Source organism: Athalassotoga saccharophila (assembly GCF_009936215.1).
GTDB classification, from domain to species: Bacteria; Thermotogota; Thermotogae; order Mesoaciditogales; family Mesoaciditogaceae; genus Athalassotoga; species Athalassotoga saccharophila.
The window spans coordinates 1657681-1681956 of the sequence record NZ_AP019551.1; the positions used below are offsets into that span (position 1 = coordinate 1657681).

Below are 24276 nucleotides of genomic sequence, written 5' to 3' on the forward strand. Positions count from 1 at the left end.
TTCACCTCTGTCCGTAATGTGTATGGTGATACTCGTAAAGTCTTTGAGCCTCCTGAGAGTCCAGAGGCTCGGGCCTTCCCATTGTCCTTGCCAAATATGCGGTCTTTGCAACCTCTTCCAAGAAGATGGCTTCTCTTAGAGTACTTTTGAGATCCTTTCCAAAGACAAGTACACCGTGTTTGGCAAGCAAGACGGCTCCAGCTTTATTTGCAACCTTTAGAGCCGCCTTCCCTATAGCCTCAGATCCAACGGGTGCGTATTCAGAGACCGGAATCTCAACTCCGAAAACATCGGCATGGGCGGTGCTGTAGACCGGCAAAGGTTCATTTAAAATGGCAAAGGCAGATGCGTACGGAGAGTGAGTATGAATTATGCATCCGATATCAGGCCTGTTTTTGTAAATGTAAAGATGAGTTGCAGTGTCAACAGATGGCTTTAACTTTCCATCTATGACTTTGCCATCCAAATCGACGACGACAAAATCCTCCGGTCTTAACTCATCGTAAGGGACGCCGGATGGCTTTATAACGACATGATCGCCGATTCTCACGCTTATATTTCCACTTGTGTACATCACAAGACCGTAATTTTCGAGATTCATGTGGGCACTGTGAAGCATTCTTTTGATATCTTCGTACATTTAATCACCTCTATCAATATTTTACCGCACCAAATGTGAGACCTCTTATCAAATACCTCTGGAATATTATTCCAAAAATTATAACTGGCAACATCGTTATAAGTCCCGCAGCAGAAAGTGCACCCCATGCGATATTATAACCTGTTATGAACCTTCCCAAATAGACCGGCAATGTTTGTGCCGCCGAGTTACTGGTAAGAATAGTCGCAAGCAGGAATTCGCTCCACGTTTGAATGAAGGTCAAAACCATGACTGCCGCAAAACCGCTTAAACTCAATGGTAATATGATATGCGTAAAGGTTTGCAAATTGGAAGCACCGTCTATTTTTGCCGCTTCATCGAGTTCTTTTGGAATTTGATTTATGAATGTAATTAGAATCCATACACCAAGCGCTATTGCCGGAACAAGATATATGAGAATTAACCCGGTCCATGTGTTGAGCAAATTCACCTTTGCGTATATCACGTAAAGGGGTATTACTATGGTAACGGGAGGAAGCATTCTCATTGATATTATCCACCCGGCAAGACCCATACCACCAGTTTTAAACCTTGCTATCGAGTAGGCGGCAAGAAGCGCTATTACAGCCGCAATCACCGCAACCGCAGTTGACACGACTAAACTGTTCCTTAAAAATGGCAAAATTCCCTCAATTGAAGAAACTGAACTTCCACCGAAGAAATTGGAAAGCGTTGGATGGTATGGCCAAAAATGAGGCGGCCATGCATTCCATTCAGAAGACGGCTTAAAGGCCGTAATCGTTATCCAGTAGGCCGGAAATAAGAAAACTACCAATATCAAAATTGTAAAAATGTACCTCACAGAATTCACAATTCTTCTTTTTGTTTTTGGTCTCACTTTATCATCTCTCCTTTCAGGCCTCTTTTGAAATGCCGAGTTGTTCTCCGAGATTTAAGAATCTTATGAGTATGTTGACAAGAATTGTACTAACTATGAGCAAAATAACGGCAAGTGCAGAGGCATATCCTATATCCCATCCGTAAGAAACGCCAACTTTGTATATGTAAAAGGACCATGAAGAGGTGGCAGTCCCCGGTCCTCCCCATGTGGTCATGTAAATCTTTCCGAATATCTTCAAAGCATCTATTATCCTTATTATCAAAGCGACATAAATCAAAGGCTTCAGAGTCGGAAACTCAACGTGCAAGAAGGCCTGCCATCCATTTGCACCATCTACCTTTGCCGCATCTATCAAATCCTGCGGAACTGATAGAAGACCGGCATAAATTATCAAAAAAACAAATGGTGTCCATTGCAAAACATCCAAAAATATTATCACAAACTGGGCCGTCGCAGCCTGACCAAGCCACGCTACGGGTTGAATCCCCAAAAATGAAAGAAAATAATTTGCGGCACCAAAAAGATAATTGAAGATCATCTGGGCTGCTATACCAAAAACGATTCCGGGAATCATCATTGGAATGAGAAAGAGAGTTCTAAAGATCTTCTCTCCCTTTAGGCCTCTTATAAGATAGGCAAAAACGAGGCCCAAAATCATCTCAACCGGAACCGCTATGTATATGACCATGGCAGAAAAGTCTATAGAAGATAAAGCCAGTGGATCCTGAAATATGGCAAAATAATTGCTCAGCCCAATAAATTGACCGGAATGCGGTATTGTCAAATTCAAATTCGTGAATGACTCGTATACCATGCTTACAAACGGATAAATAGCCATCACAAGGTAGAAAATTATAACGGGCAATATGAATAAAATCGCTATTTTTCTACTTGATTTGCTCATTTAATCACCCCATTGGAAGGGGAGATGTTTCCATCTCCCCGTCTAATTTTTATTGACCACCGGCAAGCACTTTGTTCCACTGGTCTGCGAGACTTTGCAACGATTGAATGGTCATTGGAATTGTGCCGCTAAGCATCTTCGAGAAGTAAACATCTGTTATACTTTCGAGTTGAGGTTCTTGAGGTATTCTCGGTCTGAAGGCTTCGGTTTGGTATATAGATGGAAGGGCCGCTACCCATGGAATCGCAGCCTGAGCCTCTGGACTATCGAGAATCGATTCTCTGACTGGCGCTATTGCGAATTGCTTCAAAACGGCCATTCCAGATTCTTTGGTCGTGCAGAAAAGAATGAATTTGACGGCCGCTGCCTGTTTTTCTGGAGATATATACTTGTTGACTCCCAAAGCCCAGTTTCCGGCAACTGACACACCGGGCATCGGTGCTATTCCTATCTTCTCACTCGCAGGCTGAAGAGCCGGAGAAGACGCGAATTGTAAGTACGGATTTGTCCACTGCGGGCACATTGCCACCATTCCTTGGGCAAAGTACTCTATTGTCTGACCGTAATCTGAACCGAGAGGATCGGGTGCGTAAGGCATTAAAGCCTTCATGTCTTCGAGAGCCATAAGACCATACTGATTTGCAAATGCAGGTTTTCCATCTGACGTAAAGTAAGTTCCGTAATCGAAATTCACAGGTCCAAACTCCCTTATGCCATCCGTGCTTGTTCTGTACGGTCCAAAGAAGAGCGGGAACATGTAGAACATCGTATGAGTCGTCGGGAACATAAGGGCTATGCCATACCTTGTCGGTGATTTTGGATTGTATGCCTGCGTGAAGAATCTTGCCACATCGACGGCCTCTGCCCATGTTGTAGGCACTCTTAAAGGCCTTCCAAACATCTGATAGAATTGTTGCTGGTAGGTGGGATTGTTGAAAAGATCCTTCCTGTAATAGAAGAGCATCGTGTTGTTGTAGTAGGGTAATCCTATTAAATCTCCATTCCACGTGCCAAGTTTGTAAGCAAGAGGAAGCAAATCATTCATGTCATATCCGGAAGGGATCACATCGGGATGATCCTTGAAGTACTGGGTGAGGTCAAGACAGCCACTGTGCATCGCGCCGGCCGTCATGACGTCCCATGTGAACGCATCGTAAACGCCCGTTTTAGATGTTAAATCAGCAAGTAGCCTTGGATAAAGCGTTTCCCAGGAAATGATGGTGACATCCACTTTGATATCAGGATTCTGCTGCATGAATTGCTGGGCAAGGTATTGAATGGATGGCCCATTGTCAGGGGAAACGACAACACTTATAGTCGTCACCGCTAACGCCGCAAATGTCATCACGGCGATCATCGAAATTACCAACAACAGCACACGATACTTACCCATTTTTGCACCTCCCCTAAAAGATGGAAATATTTTAATTTTTATTTGCTGATCAATTAATATTTTATCACATTGATGATTTTATACATCCAATCCGATATCCTCTGCCAACCTTAAAATAGTGTATCTTTTTCTTATTTCTTTGGCATTTTTAACGATCTCGTCCAAATTCATTTTAACGTTAATATCTTTTAAAGCCATCGGGGCACCGATTGATTTTAACAATTCCTTTATTCGGTAAGGCTCAGGGACATTTTCACGAACCCAGTTTTTCAAATAATCCCACTTTTCTACTATCTGCTTTTGCCTTTTCTCTCTTTCGAAATTATCGAAATAAAATTCTCCAACTTCCTCAAAGATTTCATTTGAGATCGGTCCGTAAACACGCTTTATCCTTTCTACGTATTCCTGTCGTGATTCAAATTTCGCTTTAGCGATCATCTTTTGAACCTCATTACGATCCAATGAAAAAACCTTATGGTAAATCTCAGTAGCGATTACCTCTGCAACGCCGACTGAACTGCCGTGAAGGGGAGGAATTTGTCCGTTCATAAGGGCCTTTATTTCGATGTAGTGAGCGATGTGATGCTCCAATCCTGACGCAGGTCTTGAATTTCCGACCTTCAGCATGGCTATTCCAGAAAGTACAAGCGCATCCATGACATTTTTGACGACCGATTCGTTTCTGCTTTTAATTCCTTCTACATTCCTGACGCATCTTTCAATTGAATTTCTGACTATATTCGCGATATCTTCCGAAAATTTTTCTCCGTTTACAATGTTACTTACCATCCAATCGGCAAGAGAGGTGTACTTCCCGATAATGTCTCCAAAGCCAGAAGTTATCATATCGTAAGGAGCACGCGATATTACCTCGAGATCTCCGACTACGAATTGCGGATAACCCGCGTTGTACGTCCGCTTGAATCCATTCACTATTAAAGGAGAAACTGACGATGTGTACCCATCCATCGATGGAGCCGTCGCAACGATTCCATAAGGTATCTTCGTTTTGAAACTTACAAATCTTGTAAGATCATTTATCGTGCCAGACCCGACAGCACACAAAAACTCGCTTTGATGATTCATTTTCAAGATCATCTCACCAATCGATCTCTCATCTGGAACAAGATGGGCCTTATCGAATTTGCAAAGCGTAACATCAAAATCTTTCAAATATTCAATGACTTCCTTTCCTGCGGCCTCGTAAGTATTTTGATCGCAGATAACGGTTATATTTTCCCTTACGCCCAAATCTTTGAGAATGTAAGGCACTTCTTTTAAAACATTTTCATCGATTAGGATATGTCTTATGGGATCTATTTTGATTCCTTCGAATGATTCCACCTTATACAACTCCTTTTTTAAGCAAGACATTCGCGTACAGTGCTCTTTCTCCACTTGCAACTATCGCATAACTCTTCGCCGCTACATCGTAAAATTCAAGTCTTGGCACTTTTTTTATCTTAACCGTTTCACCAGATGATTTAAGTATTTGATCGTATTTTTTCCATATATCAGGCTCACCTTTCTCGGGCATCATCAAAACAACGTTGTAATCGACATAGGTATCAAGCGGAAATAATTTCATTATCGCCTCAAGTAAAGCCGGTATACCTATTCCGTCCGCCCTTATGACGATGGATCCATTTCTTTTTCCTGCCGATTCGGCGGGATAATTTCCGTCCGCAAGCAATATCTCGTCTCCATGACCCATCTCATCGATAATTTTTAGCAATTGAGGAGAAATAATTGGATCTATACCTTTGAGCATTCAAATCATCCCTTTCTGTCAAAAAGCCATCGGTCTGAAAGCATAATTTCATGCGGGTAGCGTCCTGTAACGAAGGAGGGAGGATCGTTTCACAAAATAATTGGACGCTACCGGCAAAATGATCTGTTTAATTATGAACAAGTTGAAGAATTCTTCATTGAACCTACAAACTCTCTCAATCGGACTTCAGTATCTTTTACCTAAAAAATATGATGCTAACTGATACAAGATTTTTTACAAAACACCTTGACTCGACAATTCATTTAACTTAGAGTATAACCAATTAGCAGTTTCATTGACAGTGCTAACGTTGTATATAACCATATTTATTGCTGTTGTTATATCTTTTTGAACTGGCGCCCAATTTACTGGTGCGAGACCAACACCGTAAGCCATTTGTTCTTCAAAACCTTCTACCCACCATCCAAATCCATGTTCATCAGCATATTGTTTATAAATTTCAAAAGAATCTTTTCTTGCAGGTAGGAATCCAGATTGCTCAGCCCATCTTGCCATTGCATCTTTTGAAACTATAAACTTAAGTAGAGCCCAGTCTGCATCTTGATATTTGCTGAATTTGTTTATCATTATTGGCTTAACCTCAAGATAAGATGCATGAACACCGTCGGAAGGAATTGGTAATGCAGCAATTCCAGTATCGCTTGCAAGTATTGTATGGGCAAGTTCATTGTCGTTAAGACGTCCCCAGAGCCACGGTCCCATTGGCACCATTGCATATTGTCCCGATACGTATCCTAAATCTTCTTGTGTGTAATTATCCCCTCTATCTTGAGGATTAACTGCAGAATAACCATCATTGGTAGAATAAATTAGATCGTGGTATAATTGAAGAACTTTAGCCAATTGAGAAGCCGTTGCAGTTACAACCCAAGTTCCATTTACATTTTTAAACATTGGGTTCTTATCGCTTGCCTGGAAATACCATGACATGAATTCTTGGAAAGCTCTTGGATCATTTACAGCACTGCTGAAATTGAATCCGTAAATTTTTCCACCTGTAAGTTTTGTAATAGAAGCTGCTGTTGTCACAAGTTCTGACCACGTCTTAGGAACTGACAAACCATATTTCGCAAATATATCTTTTCTGTACAGCAAAACGCGAACATTTGTATTATATGGTAATGCATATATATTTCCATTTATAGTTACAGCATCAATAGTACTTTTGACAAATTCATCCTTTTGATCCCAATTATTGAACCAATTATTGAGGCTTGATAGCAAATTCATTCTTGTGTAAACTGTGAGATTTTCAATTAGACCTTCAATGACATCTGGCTTGCCAGTTTTTGCCTGTAATATGAAATTGTTAAGCATGGGAGTATAAGAACCTGGGCCGAAATAGTGAGAAACAGTAAAACCTGCAGGAAGTGCCTGATCAACGTTTGCTTCCCACCAATTAACATATTCCTGAGTAACTTCACCAGTGTTAAATGGAGCATTCCAGAAAACCAATTCAGTTGTACCAAAAGAAAATATTCCAACAGCTGCTAACAAGATTGATGCCATCAAAAGAACTTTGAATCTTCTTTTCATAACTTGATTCCTCCTTCTTTCAAAAATTTGTAAATCTTTCAACGAAGCCCGATTGAGTAGACCTTAATTTATCCTTTAACTGCTCCCGCAGTCAAACCACTCACTAACCATCTTTGAACAAAAGAAAACAATACTATGATAGGTATGATTGTCACGACTGTTGCAGCAGAAATCTTTTGCCACTCTATCATTAATCCTGAACTCAAATTATGAAGAGCAAAGGGAAGTGTTTCGACTGAACTTCCTTCTATTAACACGGAAACCATTGTGTAATTTCCCCATGAGACTGCAAAAGAATAAAATGCAGCCACTAAAACTCCCGGTAAAGCAACGGGTAAGATTATTTTTTGAATAAGACTTAAAGTAGAACATCCGTCTATCTTAGCTGCCTCATCAAGATCTTTAGGGATCCCATCAAAATATCCTTTAAGCATCCATGTTGAAAATGGTAAAGTTAAAGCACTTTCAGCTATCATAATACCTTGGAACGTATTTATTAGGCCATAATCATAAAAAATATTGAACAACGGTATTAAAAGCAAAACTGGAGAAATTAGTTGGGCTGCAAATATAAGCAATAACATTATATTTCCGTACTTTATGTTAAATCTACTCAATCCATATCCCGCAAGCGTTGCAAAAAAAACAGTGAATACAGTGACAGAAGTTGCTATTATAAGTGAATTACGAAAATAGAGAAGGATATTTTCAGTATTGAATATGCTTATATAATTTTTTAAAGACAATTTATCTAATCCACCAAAAATATTACTTGTAAATATGGCTGATGAATTTCTAAAAGATGTATAGAAAATCCAAATTATAGGTATCAAGAAAAAAGAGAAGAAAATTATCAACAAAATATAATCAACAATAGTTAAAATGTGTTTTCGCATTCATATCACTCCTGTTGAAATAATTTCATAAATACCAAGAAAATCGCTGCTAATATTATCAGCATTACAACTCCGATAGCGGATCCATACCCAATTGAGTAATTAGACCAAACTTGATCATAAATATAAACAGGTAAAACCATAGTTGTGTTGACAGGTCCCCCATCTGTTGCCAAGTAAACAATCGAAAATTGATTAAATGTCCATGCTATATGAATTGTCATCATTATTATTGCCATATACTTTATACCAGGTACAGTAATGTGCCAAAATTGCTTGATAGAATTAGCTCCGTCGATACTTGCCGCTTCGTACAATTCTTTAGGTATCGATTGCATGGCAGCCAAGAGTGCTATTCCGTAAAACGGAACATTTCTCCAAAGATGTAAAATTATTATGAAAGGAAAAGCAAATGTTGTACTTCCGAACCAATAAGTAGTATATTTACCCAAACCAATAAAAGATAAAATCACGTTTATTAATCCATAGTTTGGTTCGGACATAAACTGAAACATTATAACTGTTGCGACAATTGGCATTGTCCAACTAATCATAGCTGTACTTTTGAAAAACCCTATCGCAGGTAGTTTTTTATTCAATAGAAGAGCTAAAGCAACACCTAAAATTAACTGTAATGCCACCACAACCACTGTGAGTACAATTGAATGTATAAATGCATTCCAAAAAGATCCATCCGAAAAAAGCCGTAAATAATTCGCAAATCCAATATATTTGGACGTTGGATTGAGTAAATTAAGATTTGTGAAAGATAATCTTATAAGTTCTTCAAGTGGAAAAAATGCTATCAAAGCAATTATTATCAAGGTTGGTAGCACAAGATAATAACCTGTCAGTTTTTTTAATTTTAAAAGCAGCAATTTTTCAAACCTCCAATTCAAAAATTCCTACTTTACTGAAATGTCGGATTCAATTTTTCAATTCTTATCACGTTCCATGAAAATTTAGGTATCGGCAGAGAAAATTTTCCGTCTTTTACAGTCACATCATTAACCTTTGCACTTTTTGGAACAACGTTATCAGGATTGTTTACCGTATTTGATGCCTTCGGATCGTCATTTTGCATGATTATGTGATCTATTATTTTGTATTTGCCATCAAATCCGCGAAGATCTCCTTCAAGCAAAAGATCATTTTTTTGGTCTCTGTTAACGGCGAAGATCGTTATATTTCCGCTTTCTTCTTCAAAAACGGCAGTTGAATCGAGTACCGGAACGTCCGAGAAATCTTTCGAATCGTACTTCGGAGAGTCGACGATCGTGTTAAGTACAGTGCCTCTTCCGTAATTCGATGCATGTTTGAACGGATAAAATATCGTCTGTTTCCATGATTTACCGCCCTTTACCGTCATTATCGGGGCTATAACGTTGACAAGTTGGGCAAGAGCGGCTATTTTTATTCTGTCAGCATGGCGCAACAAGGTTATGAGCATAGATCCGACAAGGAGCGCATCTTCAAAATCGTATATATCCTCGAGCAAATGAGGTGCTACAGACCAAGGTTCAACTTTTTTATCTTCTTCGTGAGAATGGAACCAGACATTCCATTCATCAAAAGAGAGATTTATAGTTTTTGAACTGTGCTTTTTACCCTTCACATAATCGCATGCCGATACGACTGATCTTATGAAATTTTCCATATCCAAAGATTTTGCGACGAAATTAGGCGTATCGTTTTCCTGATTGCCGTAATAAGCGTGTAATGACACGTAATCGATATTTTCATATGCAAGATCAAGCACAGTCGATTCCCATTCGCCAAATGTCGGCATATGCCATCCAGAGCTTCCTGCAGCAACGACTTCTATCGATGGATCAACCCACTTCATGACCTTGGCCGCTTCATTCGCAATTCGGCCGTATTCGTAAGCGGTCTTATGACCTATTTGCCATGGTCCGTCCATTTCATTGCCAAGGCACCAAACTTTTATGTTATGCGGTTGCTTGTATCCGTGGGATATTCTCAAATCGCTCCAGTAACTGCCAGACGGATGATTGCAATATTCCACTATATTCCTTGCGTCATCTATGCCGCGTGTTCCAAGATTTATAGATAACATAACCGAAGAATTCACCTTTTTTGTCCATTCGACAAATTCGTTTATGCCGACTTGATTGGTCTCAGTCGAATGCCATGCAAGATCAAGCCTTCTCGCTCTTTTCTCACGTGGCCCTATTCCGTCTTCCCAGTTATATCCTGAAACGAAATTTCCTCCGGGATATCTTACGATTGGCACGTTCAATTCTTTGACAAGTTCTATGACATCCTTTCTGAAGCCATCCTTGTCTGCCAAAGGATGATCGGGTTCATATATGCCTTCATAGACTGCGCGACCGAGATGCTCTATGAATGATCCAAAGAGGCGCTTATCCACCTTTCCTATTTGGTAATCTTTGTCTAAGATGAGTTTTGATCTTTTAAACTCAACATTTTCTTTTTTCAAAATTAAACCTCCGCATATTCAATCCCAAGCATTTCGCAAAGCAATTTCCATCTTCTTGTTTGATCGCCGATGTTAAAGCACTCGTGGTGCGTTCCGCCGTTTTTAAGCCAGCCATTTAAGGCTTTTTTTACGCCTGTTTCCGGCTTGAAATGGAAATATGGCATCTCGACATGCGGCATCTCCTCGGTATCTAACACATCGCCTTTTGAGACGACGAGTCTGAACCGTTCTCCCTCAATTGCGACCAAAGATGCAATAGTTCCGGATCCAGGCTGAGCACTAAATAAAACGGTCGGAGGATTTTCAAGTCCGCCTATGCCAAGAGGTCTGTCGATGAGTTTTACCGGTCTATCCTTTCTTGCAACCTTCCAGTTACCCTCTCCCATATGGCTCATGAGGATGGAATCCCTTTTGAAATCCATTGCGTACATCTCGGTGAAATGGGCATCTCCGATCAACGTATGGCCTGCCGCAACGAGTGTTGCCGCGCATGCGTCTCCTTCTGCACCGTAACCGTATCCTTCGGCCAGCAAATCGGATGCAGCCATCATCGGCAACTGCCTGAACCTTCCGTCGTTTGCAACGGCCTGAAAATATATGCTGAATGCTTCGTATCCATTTGCCTCGAGGAATTTCTTTATCGCGATCTCAAATCTTGCCGCGTATTCGTGATCTTCTCTTTTGAGTTTGGGATCTATCTGAAAATATTTTTTCTGCTTTTCGATGAGATTATCGATCTCTTTTTTGCTAACCTTTTCAAAAATGGAATATATCGATCCCATGCTCTCATGAACTATCTGGGGCCCTATTTTTCTCATAAAAGCCGATGAATCAACGGTTATATCTCCCATTCCGGGCATTTGCCCAAAAATGGCAACTTTCATCTTTCTTAATTTCGTAACGGTCTGCGCAGCCTTGGCCCAGTCTAAAAATGCCGACTTAAAGTCTGTTGATTTCCAGTCCTCTGTTAAGACGGTGAAATTAACTCCGGTCCTGATCAAAGCATTCGCGTTGTCTTGAGCGCCGTGGACTCCCTGATTGTAGGTAAGATCTCCCATGTCCCATTTATCTGTTACCGTTGGTTCCGGCTGAATATTCGCAAGTAAAACCGGAAGGTGATTTTCCACAAAAGCCCTCACAAGCCTCATTCCAGGACTGTAGGTCAGCATGACAATCATAATTCCATCAACATCTGAATCGTTGAAGGCTTTTACCTGCTTTTCTATATCATCTCTTACGCGTGCAGGGGCTGTAAAGATAACGTCTGCAACATCGCTTAGTTGTTTTACGACTTCTTTTGCGTAATTTGCCTGCCTTTCGGTAATGCCCGGAAGCATATTGTCGTAGAGTTCCTGCATAATTCCAATCAGTCCAATTTTAGGTTTCCTTTCCACATTCATCACTCCAATCTATTTTTCAAGCACTTTCTCTGATTACAAGGTCTGAGTGAAGCACGACTTCATCTTTGTTTTGTTCATTCGAATCAAAAAGCATCTTAAACGCAATCTCACCTATTTCGAATTTCTTCATTCTCATCGTCGTTAAAGATGGACATATAAATGACGAGTAGGAAATGTCATCGTATCCTATAACTTTAACCTCTTCCGGAATTTTTATCTTCAATTCTTTTAAAGCCTTTATAACTCCCAAAGCCATTAAATCGTTGTAGACGAAGATGCCATCGAATTCCGTATGATTTGCGACCAGGTCCATAACCGAATTATATCCACCCTCTATTTCTATCCCGCCAGTTTTTATGAGATCATCCTTTACACTCATGCCATTTTTTTGAAGTGCTTTTTTATAACCTTGACATCTTTCAGATGAGGCTGTATTGTAAGGCTGGGCACCGATAAAGGCTATTTCTTTACATCCTTGCTTTATCAAATATTCGGTCGCAATGCTACCACCTCTTATTCCATCATCGTAAACCATAGGGGCATCTAAACCTTCAACATGCCTTCCCATTATCGCGAAGGGGATTTCGTATTTTTTAAGGTTCAGAATATCATCGTATTTCTCCTGAACCGGAGAGATCAAAAGGCCATCAACGCGCCTTTCGATAAGCATTTTTATTCCTTCGGCCTCTGTTTCATAATTTCGAGCGGTGTTTGCAAGAATAACATGATATCCATACGCCTTTGCCGTAGATTCAACACCTTTCAACACCTCGGCCCAAAAAGGGTTTGCATTGTCTTCGATTACGACTCCGACAATGTAACTCTTTTGTCTTTTAAGCGAAAGCGCAGATCTGTTCGAAATATAGCCTAACTTTTTTGCCGCCTCAAGCACCTTCTTCTTTGTTTCCTCATTTATGTCAGGCTTACCGTTCAACGCGCGAGAGACTGTATTCACCGAAACTCCGGCAACTTTTGCTATGTCTTTAACAGTAACGTAACTCATCATCACCCTCCTAATCGATACCGGTATCGATACCGAACATATTTTATAATATCAAATTAAAATATACGAACCCGTTTTCAGACGATTTTGAACAATTTTTGGCTATTTCTGGCGTTTAAGTTCAGACAAATTTAGATATCATATAATATTGACGATTATCAACAAATTAATAGAACCAACATGTATCAATGACCACACAAATGGAAATAGATGAATGTTTGTAATAAAAAAAGACAAATTTTCATTTTGGAAAGATGTTTTTGACGAATTCATAATAATTTGTCCGCTATGTTACACGCAATTCGTGCTTATTGAAAGAAAAACTCCATGCCGGTTAGATATAAAGATGTAGCGCCGGGTATTTGCCCAAAATCGGTTATAACTACCAATAAAAGCATTTGATGATGTATGTAAACATATATATAATTTATGAATAGTTGTATATATAACTTTCAGGGGAGGTATATGATTTGCCTAAATTCGAAGAAATAGAAGCGCTTGAAACGGAGCAATCAAATCCCAAAACCGCAGAAATTGACACAATGGATTCCATCGAAATTGCCAAAATCATGAATGATGAAGATAAAACCATAGCGTTGGCCGTGGAAAAAGCACTTGTTCCGATATCCCAACTTGCAGAAAAGATATCAAACGCAATAAAAAATGGTGGAAGATGTGTATATGTCGGAGCCGGCACCTCCGGTCGTGTTGCTATGATAGATGCGGTTGAGACGGTACCAACATTCAATTTACCATTTGGAACGTTTATAACAATCTTAGCCGGAGGACCGGAGGCGATGGTAAGATCGCTTGAAAATGTTGAGGACGATTGGGGAGGTGGTGCGCAAGAGATTTTGAAAAACAATGTTTCTTCCAAAGATGTGGTGATAGGCATCTCGGCAAGTGGAAGAACGCCTTTTGTAATAGGGGCAATTGAAAAGGCAAGACAACTTGGGGCATTAACTGGATCTATATCCAACGTTCACAACGCTAAATTGTCTTCTATGGTCGATGTACCGATAGAAGTCGTGACCGGGCCAGAGGTTGTAACGGGATCAACAAGACTTAAGGCTGGAACGGCACAAAAGATGGTCTTGAACATGTTAAGCACGATCTCGATGATAAAACTTGGCAAGGTTTACAAAAATCTCATGGTCGATGTTACTCCAATAAACGAAAAATTAGTCATAAGGGCTATAAACATAATCGTAAGCGCAACGGGCATTTCCAAGTCAAGGGCGGAAGAATTGCTGAAAGCCTCTGGAATGAGGCCAAAAGTAGCCATAATAATGGCTTTAACCAATTCTTCTGTAAAGAAGGCGGAAGAATTGCTTGAAAAGAGCGGTGGCAATGTGAGAATGGCTATAAGCAAAGTTTAATTTTTTATTTTTCACTTGAATGGAGGGATAAAGATGGGTAAAAAGTTTTTAGTAATTATGGCGATTTTGTCAGTACTTTCTTTTATCGTTTTTGCGGCTTTACCACCGGATCCTTTTACCGAAGCATCTAATCTTTTTCAAGGACCTGGAAAATACGGAGGAACTTTGTATTTAGTACTTGGCTCTGAACCACAATCTTGGAACTATTACGGGACGTTATCATCGGCAGCCTATACAGTTGATGGCCAACTTTTTAGTCCTCTTGTTCAGGCCAATCCTATAACAAATGAAGTTGAGCCCGCACTGGCATCAAGTTGGGAAGTCTCTCCTGGAGGAACTGAAGTTATATTCCATCTTCGCCATGTTTTGTGGTCAGATGGAGTGCCATTTACAGCCGATGATGTGCTTTTTACTTTTAACGATGTTGTTATGAATAAACATGCATTGGGAAATGAATGGGACAGGTTCACAGTCGATGGGACTCCCATTAAATGGATAAAAATAAACGATTATACAGTTGCAGCATTACTTCCGAAACCTTACGGAGCTTTTTTCACAGTTCTTGAACCAGCATATATCTTGCCAAAGCATATACTTGCCAACTACTTACCTAAATACAATCCAAAAGTTACCGATCCATCTTATTATAACCAGGCTTGGACTGTAAATACACCACCAGATCAGATCGTTGGAACAGGACCTTATGTACTTTACAAGTATATCCCGGGTCAGGAAGTTATTTTAAAAAGGAACCCAAATTTCTGGGAAGTAGACCCATACGGAAATCAACTACCGTACTTTAACGAATTGGACTTTTTAATTGTCAAAGATCCACAAACGCAACTTGCCATGTTCCAGTCTGGACAAATAAGTTGGCTTGGGATAAGTGCTTCTCAATTTCCATATCTAAAACAAAAGCAATTGGCAGGATCTCCTTTCAGTGTCTACAATACACTTTCAAGCGGTCAAGCAACCCCACATCCATTTATAACTTTCAATTTTGACGCTAAAAATCCGGATTTAAGATCGCTATTTAGAAATTTACAATTCAGAGAGGCAATGGAATACGCCTTAGATAGAAATGAGATAATAAATGAAGTTTATAATGGACTTGCAAATTTTACCGGCGATATACCGGCAGTTCTTCCAGGAAATGTTTTTTACGATCCTGAGGCATCATCACTTGCAAGAAACTTTAATCTTCAGGCGGCAAATGGCATACTTGATTCTCTTGGACTCAAAATGGGTCCAAATGGGATAAGGCAATTCCCAGATGGTCAACCTGTGGAATTCAATCTTCTTACATGGAGTAATAGTCCTACAATGTCAGGAATAGCCGTAATATATCAAAAAGATTTACAGAAAATAGGAATAAAACTAAATCTTCAGATTTTGGATTTGAGTGTTGCGTATCAAATGGCAATGGCTGGAAATTTTGATGCTGCTTTGTTAAGTTGGGGAGATCAACCCGATCCAGCCTTAAGAACTCCTATTTGGAGTCCAGGATATCCGCTTTACATAGTTCACTTGTCAACTATGGATTCGAAAACACAACAACCTTTATTTGATCATATGATGTGGTGGGAAAAGATCGTTTACAACGATTTTGCTCAAGGACAAGCCCAGATGACTCTTGCCGAAAGATTAAAGTATTACTATCAATGGGAAGAAATTTATGCAACTGAGATTCCATTTATTTTCGTTGCCGTTCCAAATACTCTAATTGCGGTCCAAAATAATATAGGTAACTTCTTTGTAGCGCCAAATGGTCAACTTGCTTTCACGACTTACACAACATTTTTAAAATGATTTTAAAGGGGCGAGTATGATGCTCGCCCCTATGTTCTTTAGAGAAGAGGTGAAAGAATGCTTTCATATATAATTCGTAGAATACTTATAATGATTCCAATGATGTTTATAATTTCTGTGATATGTTTTACAATTATAAAACTTCAACCTGGAAGTTATATAAGCCAGTATCTTGAAAATGCGAGAGTTTCTCCTCAAACCGTCATTATGCTGAAACAAACACTCGGGCTTGACAAACCGGCAATAGAACAATATTTTTATTGGCTTGGAAATATAATTTTCCATGGCAATTTCGGATATTCATTTGCTTATCAAATGCCAGTTACAGCTCTTATATGGCAATACATGGGATGGACAGTTGCTGTATCTTTGCTTTCTATGGCATTCACTTGGCTTATTGCAATTCCACTTGGAATTTACTCTGCACGTCATAGATATGGTGTGGGAGATTACACGGCTACTTTTTTGGGGTATATTGGCATGTCAATACCTGATTTTTTCCTTGCATTGCTTTTAATGTATTTGGCTTTATCTTTTGGAAGTAGATCCGTTGGAGGCCTTTTTTCAGCTCAATATATCGGTGCTCCATGGTCGATGGGAAAATTCATAGATCTATCCAAACATTTGTGGATACCAATGATAGCGATAGGTGCCGGAGGCATCGGAGGGCTTATGAGGATTATGCGTGGTAACATGATGGATGTGTTGAATTCTCCAATGATTCTATCGTTAAGGGCTCGCGGAATAGGTGAGAAAAATGTCACATGGAAGCATGCCGTCAAAAATGCAATAAATCCTTTGATAACAATTGCTGGAATGTCTCTACCAGGAGTTTTTAGTTCAACGATAATTGCTTCTATAGTTTTAAATATACCAACAATGGGTCCTTTTTTCTACAGTGCTCTTCTCAATCATGATCAATACCTTGTTATGGCTTATCTTTTGATGCTTGCCTTGCTTCTTCAAATTGGTAATTTACTCGCTGATATAGCACTTGCCCTTATAGATCCACGCATAAGATATACATGAGGTGAAGCACATGAAAAAGGATACTGAAATAAAGAAAGAAGAAACAGACTTTCAAAGAATGTGGAAAGTACTTACAAAAAATCCTTTTGGTGTGGCGGGAATGGTAATACTTATAATCATGTATCTAATGACACTTTTTGCCCAATTTATATCTCCTTATAATTTCACAGATTTACATTCAAAATATACTTATCTCCCTCCCACTCCCATACATTGGATTGATTCCGAAGGTCATTTTCATATAATTCCTTTTGTTTATGGAATAAAAGAGGAAAGAAATCCGGTAACTTATGCCATGGAGTACGTAGTCGACAAGCAAGAGATATACCCAATACATCTATTTGTGCAAGGTGAGAGTTATAGTTTTCTCGGATTATTTAAAACAAACGTACATCTATTCGGTATAAATCGAGATGCTCATGGAATGCTTGCGCTTTTTGGTACAGATCAATACGGAAGAGATCTCTTTTCACGCACAATAGTGGGAGGACAGGTATCGATGACAGTTGGACTCCTGGGAATAGCAATAAGTTTTGCAATAGGAATAGTAATAGGTTCCTTATCTGGTTTCATAGGAGGAACTTTTGATCTTATAATACAAAGGCTTATAGAGGTTTTAATGTCCTTTCCGACATTACCATTATGGCTTGCCTTAAGTATGATAATTCCCCCAAGTTGGCCATCAACATGGGTTTACTTTGGCATAGTGACCGTACTTTCCGTTTTGGGATGGACAGGCCTTGCAAGAGTTATAAGAGGAATGACTCTTAGCATAAAGGAAAAAGACTTTATTTCAGCGGCAAAACTTGCAGGGCAGACTAAATTGAAAATAATAATACACCATATTTTACCTAACATAATGTCTTACGTTATAGTGGTTGCAACATTATCTATTCCAGGAATGATTTTAGCTGAAAGTGCTATGAGCTTTTTAGGACTCGGTATAAAGGAACCTATGACAAGTTGGGGCTTATTGTTAAGTAGCGCTGAAAGCCTTGAATCGATAGAACTTCACCCTTGGTTTTTAATACCGGGAATATTCATAATAGTTGCTGTGCTATCATTTGTTTTTGTTGGAGATGCACTGAGAGATGCGTTTGATCCATATCAATATGAAAGAAAGTAGGATATGTTATGACATTACTTGAAATCAAAAATCTTACAATTACCTTCAAAACGAGTAATGATAGTCTGATAGCTGTTGATAACGTTTCTTTTCATGTTGACAAGGGAGAAACAGTTGGAATAGTTGGCGAAACCGGATCTGGCAAAACAATAACTTCTTTGTCTATAATGAGATTACTTCCTTCTAACGCCAAAGTATCCGGAGAGATCTTTTTCAACGGAAAAGATCTGCTCAAAATTTCTGAAAAAGAAATGGACGAAATAAGGGGAAAAAAAATATCAATGATATTTCAAGAGCCAATGACGGCTTTTGATCCACTATATACGATAGGGGATCAATTTTCTGAGGTGTTATTTAAGCATGAAAATGTAAGTAAGTTGGAAGCAAAGAAAAGATCTATCGAAATGTTAAAACTTGTCGGAATACCAGAACCAGAAAAGCGCTTTTATCAATACCCTCATGAATACAGTGGTGGAATGATACAAAGGGCGATGATAGCACTTGCTTTACTTACAAATCCAGAACTTGTCATAGCAGATGAACCGACAACGGGACTTGATGTTACAATCCAAATGCAAGTTTTAAATCTCATCAAAAGAATTCAAAGATCATCTAATCTTTCTATGATATTCATAACCCACGACCTTGGAGTAATATCTAAAATGGCAAACAGAATTATTGTCTTATACCTTGGAAAAATATTTGAGGTTGGGAGCGTCAAAGATGTCATTTTTTCTTCAGTTCATCCTTATACAAAGGGGTTAATAGCCTCTGTACCAACGTTGAAAACCAGTAAATCTCAAAAACTCTATTCGATTCCGGGAAATGTACCTTCATTGAAAGAAATAAAAAGTGGATGCAGATTTTATTCCCGCTGCCCAGTTAGAATGGATATATGCAAAGATAATGATCCAAAACTTTTTGAATATACTCCGGGTCATTTTGTATCATGCTGGGCCGTTGATCCAAATAGGAATCTGGTGAATACTTATGAATGAAAATATAATAAAAATAGATAACTTGAAAGTATATTTTCCAATCAGACGTGGGATTTTTCTTCAGACTTTCGGTTATATAAAAGCAATTGATGGTATTAATATCGAGATAAATAAAAATCAGGATATCTCTGTGGTTGGAGAAAGCGGAAGCGGAAAAACAACGCTTGGTAAGTCAATGGTTGGTCTTATAAAACCTACAGGTGGAAAAATTCTCTATAATTTTAACGGAAAAACGTTTGATATGTCCAAACAATTACCAATAGATGTAAGGCAAAGTATCCAAATGATTTTTCAAGATCCATTTTCTTCGCTTAATCCAAGGTTGAAAATCATAGATACTTTGAAAGAACCTCTTGAAATAAGAAAACTTTTTAGATCAAAAAAAGAAATGATTGATTATCTTGGAGAACTTCTCGAAAAGGTAGGACTTAAACGTGAACACTTATACAGATATCCACATGAATTCAGTGGAGGCCAAAGACAAAGGATTTCCATTGTTAGGGCAATTTCCATGAAACCAAATGTAATCGTTCTCGATGAACCAACATCTTCTTTAGATGTTTCAGTTCAATCTCAGGTTTTAAATTTACTTCAAGATATAAAGAAAGAGTATAATTTAACTTATGTTTTTATAACTCACAACATTTCTGTTGCAAAGTATATGGGACAAAAGATAATTGTCATGTATTTAGGGAAGATCGTCGAGATAAATGACGCAGATAAGTTAATAGAAAAACCTTTCCATCCTTACACACAATTATTGTTGTCTACGGTAGTCGAAATTAAGTCAGAACATGCTGAAAAAGAGGTAAAAATAGGTGAACCCCCAAGTCCGGTAAATATACCGTCTGGTTGTAGATTCAGAACAAGGTGCCCCTTTGCGATGGAAATATGTGCAAAAAAAGATCCTCCACTTAGCGATCATGAAGGATCTCTTGTAGCATGTCATTTGTACTCTAATCAGAAAAAAGAGATTTCAGTCAATAATTCTTGAAGTTATAGTATACTGAAACAGGCGTATATAAAAAAGAATTCTAATTTTTGAAATAGAAAGGAGTGTTCTAAATGAAAAGGGTTTTGTTATTCATCATCTTTAATTTAAGGAGGTTAAAATGAAAGGTGAAAATTCTAAAAAATTAGAAGAACACTGGACTCATACGGATACGCTTGCCTTTTGGTCATTTGCGCTTGGAATGCTTTTGGAAAATTACATTTTCAGTCTTGCCGCTATAGCCACCGGTTGGGTTGAAATGCCGAAATTTTTGCAATCCTTGTTGTTATCCTGGTCTCCTTTGTGGTTAATAATAGGAATAGCCTTTGCAGGTCCTCTTTCCGATCATTTCGGACGGAAGAATACCTTTTACCTTACCATGATTCTTTACGCAATAGGTGCAATTGGTTTGATTTTCAGTTATTCTTATGCTTTGATTCTCATTTTTCTTGCCATAATGCTTTTTGCAGCAGGCGGAGAGATGAACACCATAATGGTAGCCTCTCATGAGATGATGCCAAACAAACACAGAAGCAAGGCCATGTTCATGGAATTGAATTTCATAAATGTTGGAGGGCTTTTGCTCGCAATTGTATCACTTTCCAGCGCTTACAATTCTGTTGCTTTTCAGCGCGGAATGATCGCTGCCGCATTTTTAGTCGTCCTTGCAATATTGTTCTTCACAAGAACGAAGTTGCCTGAATCCATTAGATGGCTTGAAAGTAAAGGACAACATGACAAGGCAATGGAAGAGATAAAGAAATACTATGGTGAAGATGAATACAACGCGAGACAGCAGATCATCAAATCTTCTATAACTGACAATCATGTAAATTCAGTGTCGACCTTTGTAAAACTTTTCGCAACAATTACAACGGCATTTGCAGGCGCTGCCGGTTTTGGATTACTCACTTACGTGTTAGGACCAAATTATTTTAAATCCGCGACGGCATGGATTATATTGGTCACAATGGCAGCGGAATTCGGGATTGGTTTTGTTGGGTTAGGTGCTGACAGATGGAGCCGAAAAAATCTTTTGCTTATAGGATATGCAGGCACATTTGTGATGACGTTGATAGCTTATTTGACAGTTGGAATATGGTCAAAAGAACTCATGTTTTTCTTTGTCTTACTTATAATTTTAAATGCCTTTAATGGCATAGGATATCTTACAGAAGACACTTTAAAGGGCGAGGTGTGGCCAACAAAGGTTAGAGGAACATATACGGCCATAGTTCGTTTTGTAAGTATAGGTCTTTACATCGTTACAATTTATCTAACACAAAATTTGAATCTTTCTCAATACATGTTGTTCAATTTGCTGGTATGGGGTATCGGCCTTGCCGGTGCAGTGGTTTGGTTTATATGGGGAAATGAAACTGGAAAGAAAACAATTCTAGAGGTTGCCTCAGGTGAGAGTAAATAAAAGTCCGAATTTAGAAAGGATGGAACCATCAAGGTCTTCAGAGGTTTCTGAACTTGTCAATAGGGTATTTCAATGAGAATAAATTTTCTCTTTGTTAAAAGACAAATGCCCATGATATTTGTTTATTGAGGAAAGTAAAAAGCCATTATCGAGAGGGGTAATATGAGAGTAAACATTGGTATAGACAATCTTGAATTTGCAAAAATAAAGGATTCGCATGTCGCTCTTCTTACCAATTCTACCGGCATTTCGGGTGATATGAGAATGGATCTCGATGTGATGATCGAAAACGGGATAAAGGTAGTCAAAATCTTTGGTCCAGAACATGGTATCTGGGGTGCTGCTGCCGATGGAATAAAGGTTGAGAACGAAGTGGATCCGAGATATAAAATCCCCATTTACTCTCTCTATGGCAGTAACCTAAGGCCGACGGATGAGATGTTAGACGGAATAGATCTTATGATATACGATATGCAGGATGTTGGCCTTAGGTTTTATACCTATATATACACACTTGCCTACACGATGGAGGCGTGCGGAAGACATGGAATAAAATTTATAGTACTTGACAGGCCAAATCCTCTTTCTGGCAAGATCGAAGGACCTTTAATAAAAAAGGATTTAGAATCATTCGTTGGAGGATATGGGTTGCCTTTGAGGTATGGTCTTACGGTCGGTGAACTTGCAAGATATTACAATGATGTTTTTAAAATGGACGTGGACCTTGAGATCGTGAAGATGAGTGGCTGGAATCGGGATATGTATTACGATCAGACGGGTCTTTTTTGGAATACACCATCTCCAAATCTTCCCTCTCTCGAGCACACAATTCTTTACGAAGGGTTCTGCCTCCTCGAAGGCGTAAATGTCTCGGTTGGAAGGGGTACGGTCCATCCTTTTAAATACATAGGCGCTCCATGGATAGACGATAGAATATACGATGAGATGAAAAAAATTCCGCATCCCGGCGTTGAGTTTAGAAAAAGGGTTTTTGTACCTTTGACTTCAAAATATAAAGATAAAAGATGCAACGGTCTTGAGTTTTTTGTGACAGACAAAAACAAAATAAAACCTCTGGAGATGACATTTGATTTTATCCGTCTTCTTAAAAATCTTTACAAAGAAGATTTTGAATGGGAATTCGATGGAAGGTACCATTTCGATCTTTTGATCGGCGATGAAAGGTACAGAAAGGGCATCGATGAGGGACGAAGTGGCACAGAATTATCAAGCCTATGGGTTGATGAAGTTAAAAAATTTAAAGATATCGCTTCGAAGTATTTCATTTACAGAAGGTGATGTATGGACTTTTTGAGTGTGCTTTTGCCCGAAGAGATAAGACGAGAAGAAAGTTTGGGGAATTTTGAGATTGCCAAAAAAATTGTAGAAGAAAGGCTTTCTAAAAAATTACCTTCACTTTTGAAAAAGAGGCTTGAATATGAACTTGAAAGGATAAAGCGGGTTATCAAAAATTATCCCTACGATGAGGAAATGGCAAGGTCTGTCTTTGAAAAATCCATAAAGGATTCATCTCAAGATGAATTCGATCTGCTTCTCCAAAATGGCATGTTAGATTACATTTTAATCGACAAAAAAAGATTCTTCGAAAAAAGATTCTTACAAAATCTTACCTTTAAAGATGAATCGTACGCGAAAAGATATGAAAATGTAAGGGGCAATGTACGCGAAATTGTCAACAAAAGAATTCTCGAAATTTTAGATGGAGATGTACCCAGAAGTTATAAGGTGAAGGCAGAGGTGTCTCTGACTTTAAAAAGAGATTTCGATGCAGAGGTTTTAAGATGCTGGCTACCATTTCCGAAGAACGCGTATCCTGTCAAGAATGTAAGATTACTCGAATGCGATCACGAATACAGATTGTCTTCGAATTCAGAAAATCTAACTTTGTACATGGAAGACAAGCCAAAGGCGGGAACGCATTTTACGGTTAGATTCGAATACACCATAACAGAGCAGATTTCATTTGTAGATCCATCAAAAGTTTTAAACTCTCGCATTTCAAAATATCTCAAAGAGGTACCGCCACATATCGTTTTTAGTCCTTACGTTAAAAACATAACTTCAGAGATCATCGGTAAAGAAGAAAATCCATATTTCAAAGCAAAGAAAATTTACGAATGGATAACCGAAAACATAAGGTACTCATACATGCACGCGTATTCGACACACGATACTTCTTTCGTCGATTTCGCATTATCGAATCTAAAGGGTGATTGCGGCGTTCAGGCATTGACCTTTATAACGATGTGCAGAAGTTGTGGCATACCCGCAAGATGGGAATCTGGATGGTTTATAAACCCGATAGACGCAAGTCCACATGACTGGGCATACTTCTACGTCAAACCCTACGGATGGATTCCTGTAGATCCTTCATTCGGAGGATCGAGAATGGGCAAATTGAGAGACTTTTATTTTGGAAACATGGACGCTTTCAGGATGATCGCAAATGAGAATTTCATGGTTGATTTCGATCCGCCAAAAAAATTCGTGAGATCCGATCCTTACGATAATCAAGAGGGAGAGATTGAAACAGAAAAAGAAAATATCTACTACGATGATTTCGAAACAAAGATAAATGTCATCTCTTTTCAAAAATTGAATTAAGGAGGG

General features: G+C 38.9%; 21 protein-coding genes. 9 read left to right on the plus strand and 12 right to left on the minus strand.

Features of this window, described 5'->3' with window-relative positions; all coding sequences use genetic code 11:
- Position 1: 1 nt before the first annotated feature.
- The 12 genes from ATHSA_RS08290 to ATHSA_RS08345 form a co-directional block, all read right to left on the minus strand.
- Positions 2 to 640 (minus strand): L-ribulose-5-phosphate 4-epimerase, encoded by a 639-nt coding sequence (locus ATHSA_RS08290; protein WP_161848635.1) that lies wholly within the window; start codon positions 638 to 640, stop codon positions 2 to 4.
- 13 nt (positions 641 to 653) lie between these two features.
- A complete protein-coding gene (locus ATHSA_RS08295) occupies positions 654 to 1499 on the minus strand; it encodes a carbohydrate ABC transporter permease (protein ID WP_161848636.1) in 846 nt (281 codons plus the stop codon).
- Positions 1500 to 1515: 16 nt separating this feature from the next.
- Positions 1516 to 2406, minus strand: coding sequence for a carbohydrate ABC transporter permease (locus ATHSA_RS08300; protein ID WP_161848637.1), 891 nt, complete (start codon positions 2404 to 2406; stop codon positions 1516 to 1518).
- 49 nt (positions 2407 to 2455) lie between these two features.
- Positions 2456 to 3799 carry an extracellular solute-binding protein gene (locus ATHSA_RS08305; RefSeq protein WP_161848638.1) on the minus strand — a complete coding sequence of 448 codons (1344 nt, stop codon included), beginning with the start codon at positions 3797 to 3799 and terminating at the stop codon, positions 2456 to 2458.
- Between the two features lie 78 nt (positions 3800 to 3877).
- Positions 3878 to 5143, minus strand: a complete 1266-nt coding sequence (locus ATHSA_RS08310) for a sn-glycerol-1-phosphate dehydrogenase (protein WP_197739150.1) — start codon at positions 5141 to 5143, stop codon at positions 3878 to 3880.
- A gap of 1 nt (position 5144) precedes the next feature.
- Complete coding sequence (locus ATHSA_RS08315; RefSeq protein ID WP_161848639.1) at positions 5145 to 5570, minus strand: RbsD/FucU family protein; 426 nt, start codon at positions 5568 to 5570, stop codon at positions 5145 to 5147.
- A 234-nt stretch (positions 5571 to 5804) separates the two neighbouring features.
- Entirely contained in the window at positions 5805 to 7127 is a 1323-nt protein-coding gene (locus ATHSA_RS08320; protein WP_161848640.1) for an ABC transporter substrate-binding protein, read from the minus strand.
- Positions 7128 to 7195: 68 nt separating this feature from the next.
- Positions 7196 to 8023: a carbohydrate ABC transporter permease gene (locus ATHSA_RS08325; protein ID WP_161848641.1), complete on the minus strand. Its 828-nt coding sequence runs from the start codon at positions 8021 to 8023 to the stop codon at positions 7196 to 7198.
- A 5-nt stretch (positions 8024 to 8028) separates the two neighbouring features.
- Entirely contained in the window at positions 8029 to 8901 is an 873-nt protein-coding gene (locus ATHSA_RS08330) for a carbohydrate ABC transporter permease (RefSeq protein WP_197739151.1), read from the minus strand.
- Positions 8902 to 8933: 32 nt separating this feature from the next.
- Positions 8934 to 10484 (minus strand): arabinosylfuranosidase ArfA, encoded by a 1551-nt coding sequence (gene arfA / locus ATHSA_RS10250; protein ID WP_161848642.1) that lies wholly within the window; start codon positions 10482 to 10484, stop codon positions 8934 to 8936.
- 2 nt (positions 10485 to 10486) lie between these two features.
- On the minus strand, positions 10487 to 11884 hold the full coding sequence (locus ATHSA_RS08340) for an L-fucose/L-arabinose isomerase family protein (protein WP_161848643.1): 1398 nt from the start codon (positions 11882 to 11884) through the stop codon (positions 10487 to 10489).
- A 16-nt stretch (positions 11885 to 11900) separates the two neighbouring features.
- Positions 11901 to 12887, minus strand: a complete 987-nt coding sequence (locus ATHSA_RS08345) for a LacI family DNA-binding transcriptional regulator (protein ID WP_197739153.1) — start codon at positions 12885 to 12887, stop codon at positions 11901 to 11903.
- Between the two features lie 470 nt (positions 12888 to 13357).
- On the opposite strand from ATHSA_RS08345, the gene murQ reads away from it, so the two are divergent.
- The 9 genes from murQ to ATHSA_RS08390 all read left to right on the plus strand — a co-directional run bounded on the left by murQ (position 13358) and on the right by ATHSA_RS08390 (position 24270).
- Positions 13358 to 14266 (plus strand): N-acetylmuramic acid 6-phosphate etherase, encoded by a 909-nt coding sequence (murQ, locus tag ATHSA_RS08350; protein ID WP_161848645.1) that lies wholly within the window; start codon positions 13358 to 13360, stop codon positions 14264 to 14266.
- Positions 14267 to 14299: 33 nt separating this feature from the next.
- Positions 14300 to 16075 (plus strand): ABC transporter substrate-binding protein, encoded by a 1776-nt coding sequence (locus ATHSA_RS08355; protein ID WP_161848646.1) that lies wholly within the window; start codon positions 14300 to 14302, stop codon positions 16073 to 16075.
- A 57-nt stretch (positions 16076 to 16132) separates the two neighbouring features.
- A complete protein-coding gene (locus tag ATHSA_RS08360; RefSeq protein ID WP_161848647.1) occupies positions 16133 to 17104 on the plus strand; it encodes an ABC transporter permease in 972 nt (323 codons plus the stop codon).
- 10 nt (positions 17105 to 17114) lie between these two features.
- The gene (locus ATHSA_RS08365) at positions 17115 to 18230 is read left to right on the plus strand and encodes an ABC transporter permease (protein ID WP_174755558.1); all 1116 of its coding nucleotides are present in this window, start codon (positions 17115 to 17117) and stop codon (positions 18228 to 18230) included.
- An 8-nt stretch (positions 18231 to 18238) separates the two neighbouring features.
- Positions 18239 to 19228 (plus strand): ABC transporter ATP-binding protein, encoded by a 990-nt coding sequence (locus ATHSA_RS08370; RefSeq protein WP_161848648.1) that lies wholly within the window; start codon positions 18239 to 18241, stop codon positions 19226 to 19228.
- Positions 19221 to 20222: an ABC transporter ATP-binding protein gene (locus tag ATHSA_RS08375; RefSeq protein WP_161848649.1), complete on the plus strand. Its 1002-nt coding sequence runs from the start codon at positions 19221 to 19223 to the stop codon at positions 20220 to 20222. Before ATHSA_RS08370 ends, ATHSA_RS08375 begins: the two co-directional genes overlap by 8 nt.
- 118 nt (positions 20223 to 20340) lie before the next feature.
- A complete protein-coding gene (locus ATHSA_RS08380; protein WP_161848650.1) occupies positions 20341 to 21645 on the plus strand; it encodes an MFS transporter in 1305 nt (434 codons plus the stop codon).
- A 162-nt stretch (positions 21646 to 21807) separates the two neighbouring features.
- Entirely contained in the window at positions 21808 to 22944 is a 1137-nt protein-coding gene (locus tag ATHSA_RS08385) for an exo-beta-N-acetylmuramidase NamZ family protein (RefSeq protein ID WP_161848651.1), read from the plus strand.
- Positions 22945 to 22947: 3 nt separating this feature from the next.
- Positions 22948 to 24270 carry a transglutaminase-like domain-containing protein gene (locus ATHSA_RS08390; protein WP_161848652.1) on the plus strand — a complete coding sequence of 441 codons (1323 nt, stop codon included), beginning with the start codon at positions 22948 to 22950 and terminating at the stop codon, positions 24268 to 24270.
- The last annotated feature ends 6 nt before the right edge of the window (positions 24271 to 24276 follow it).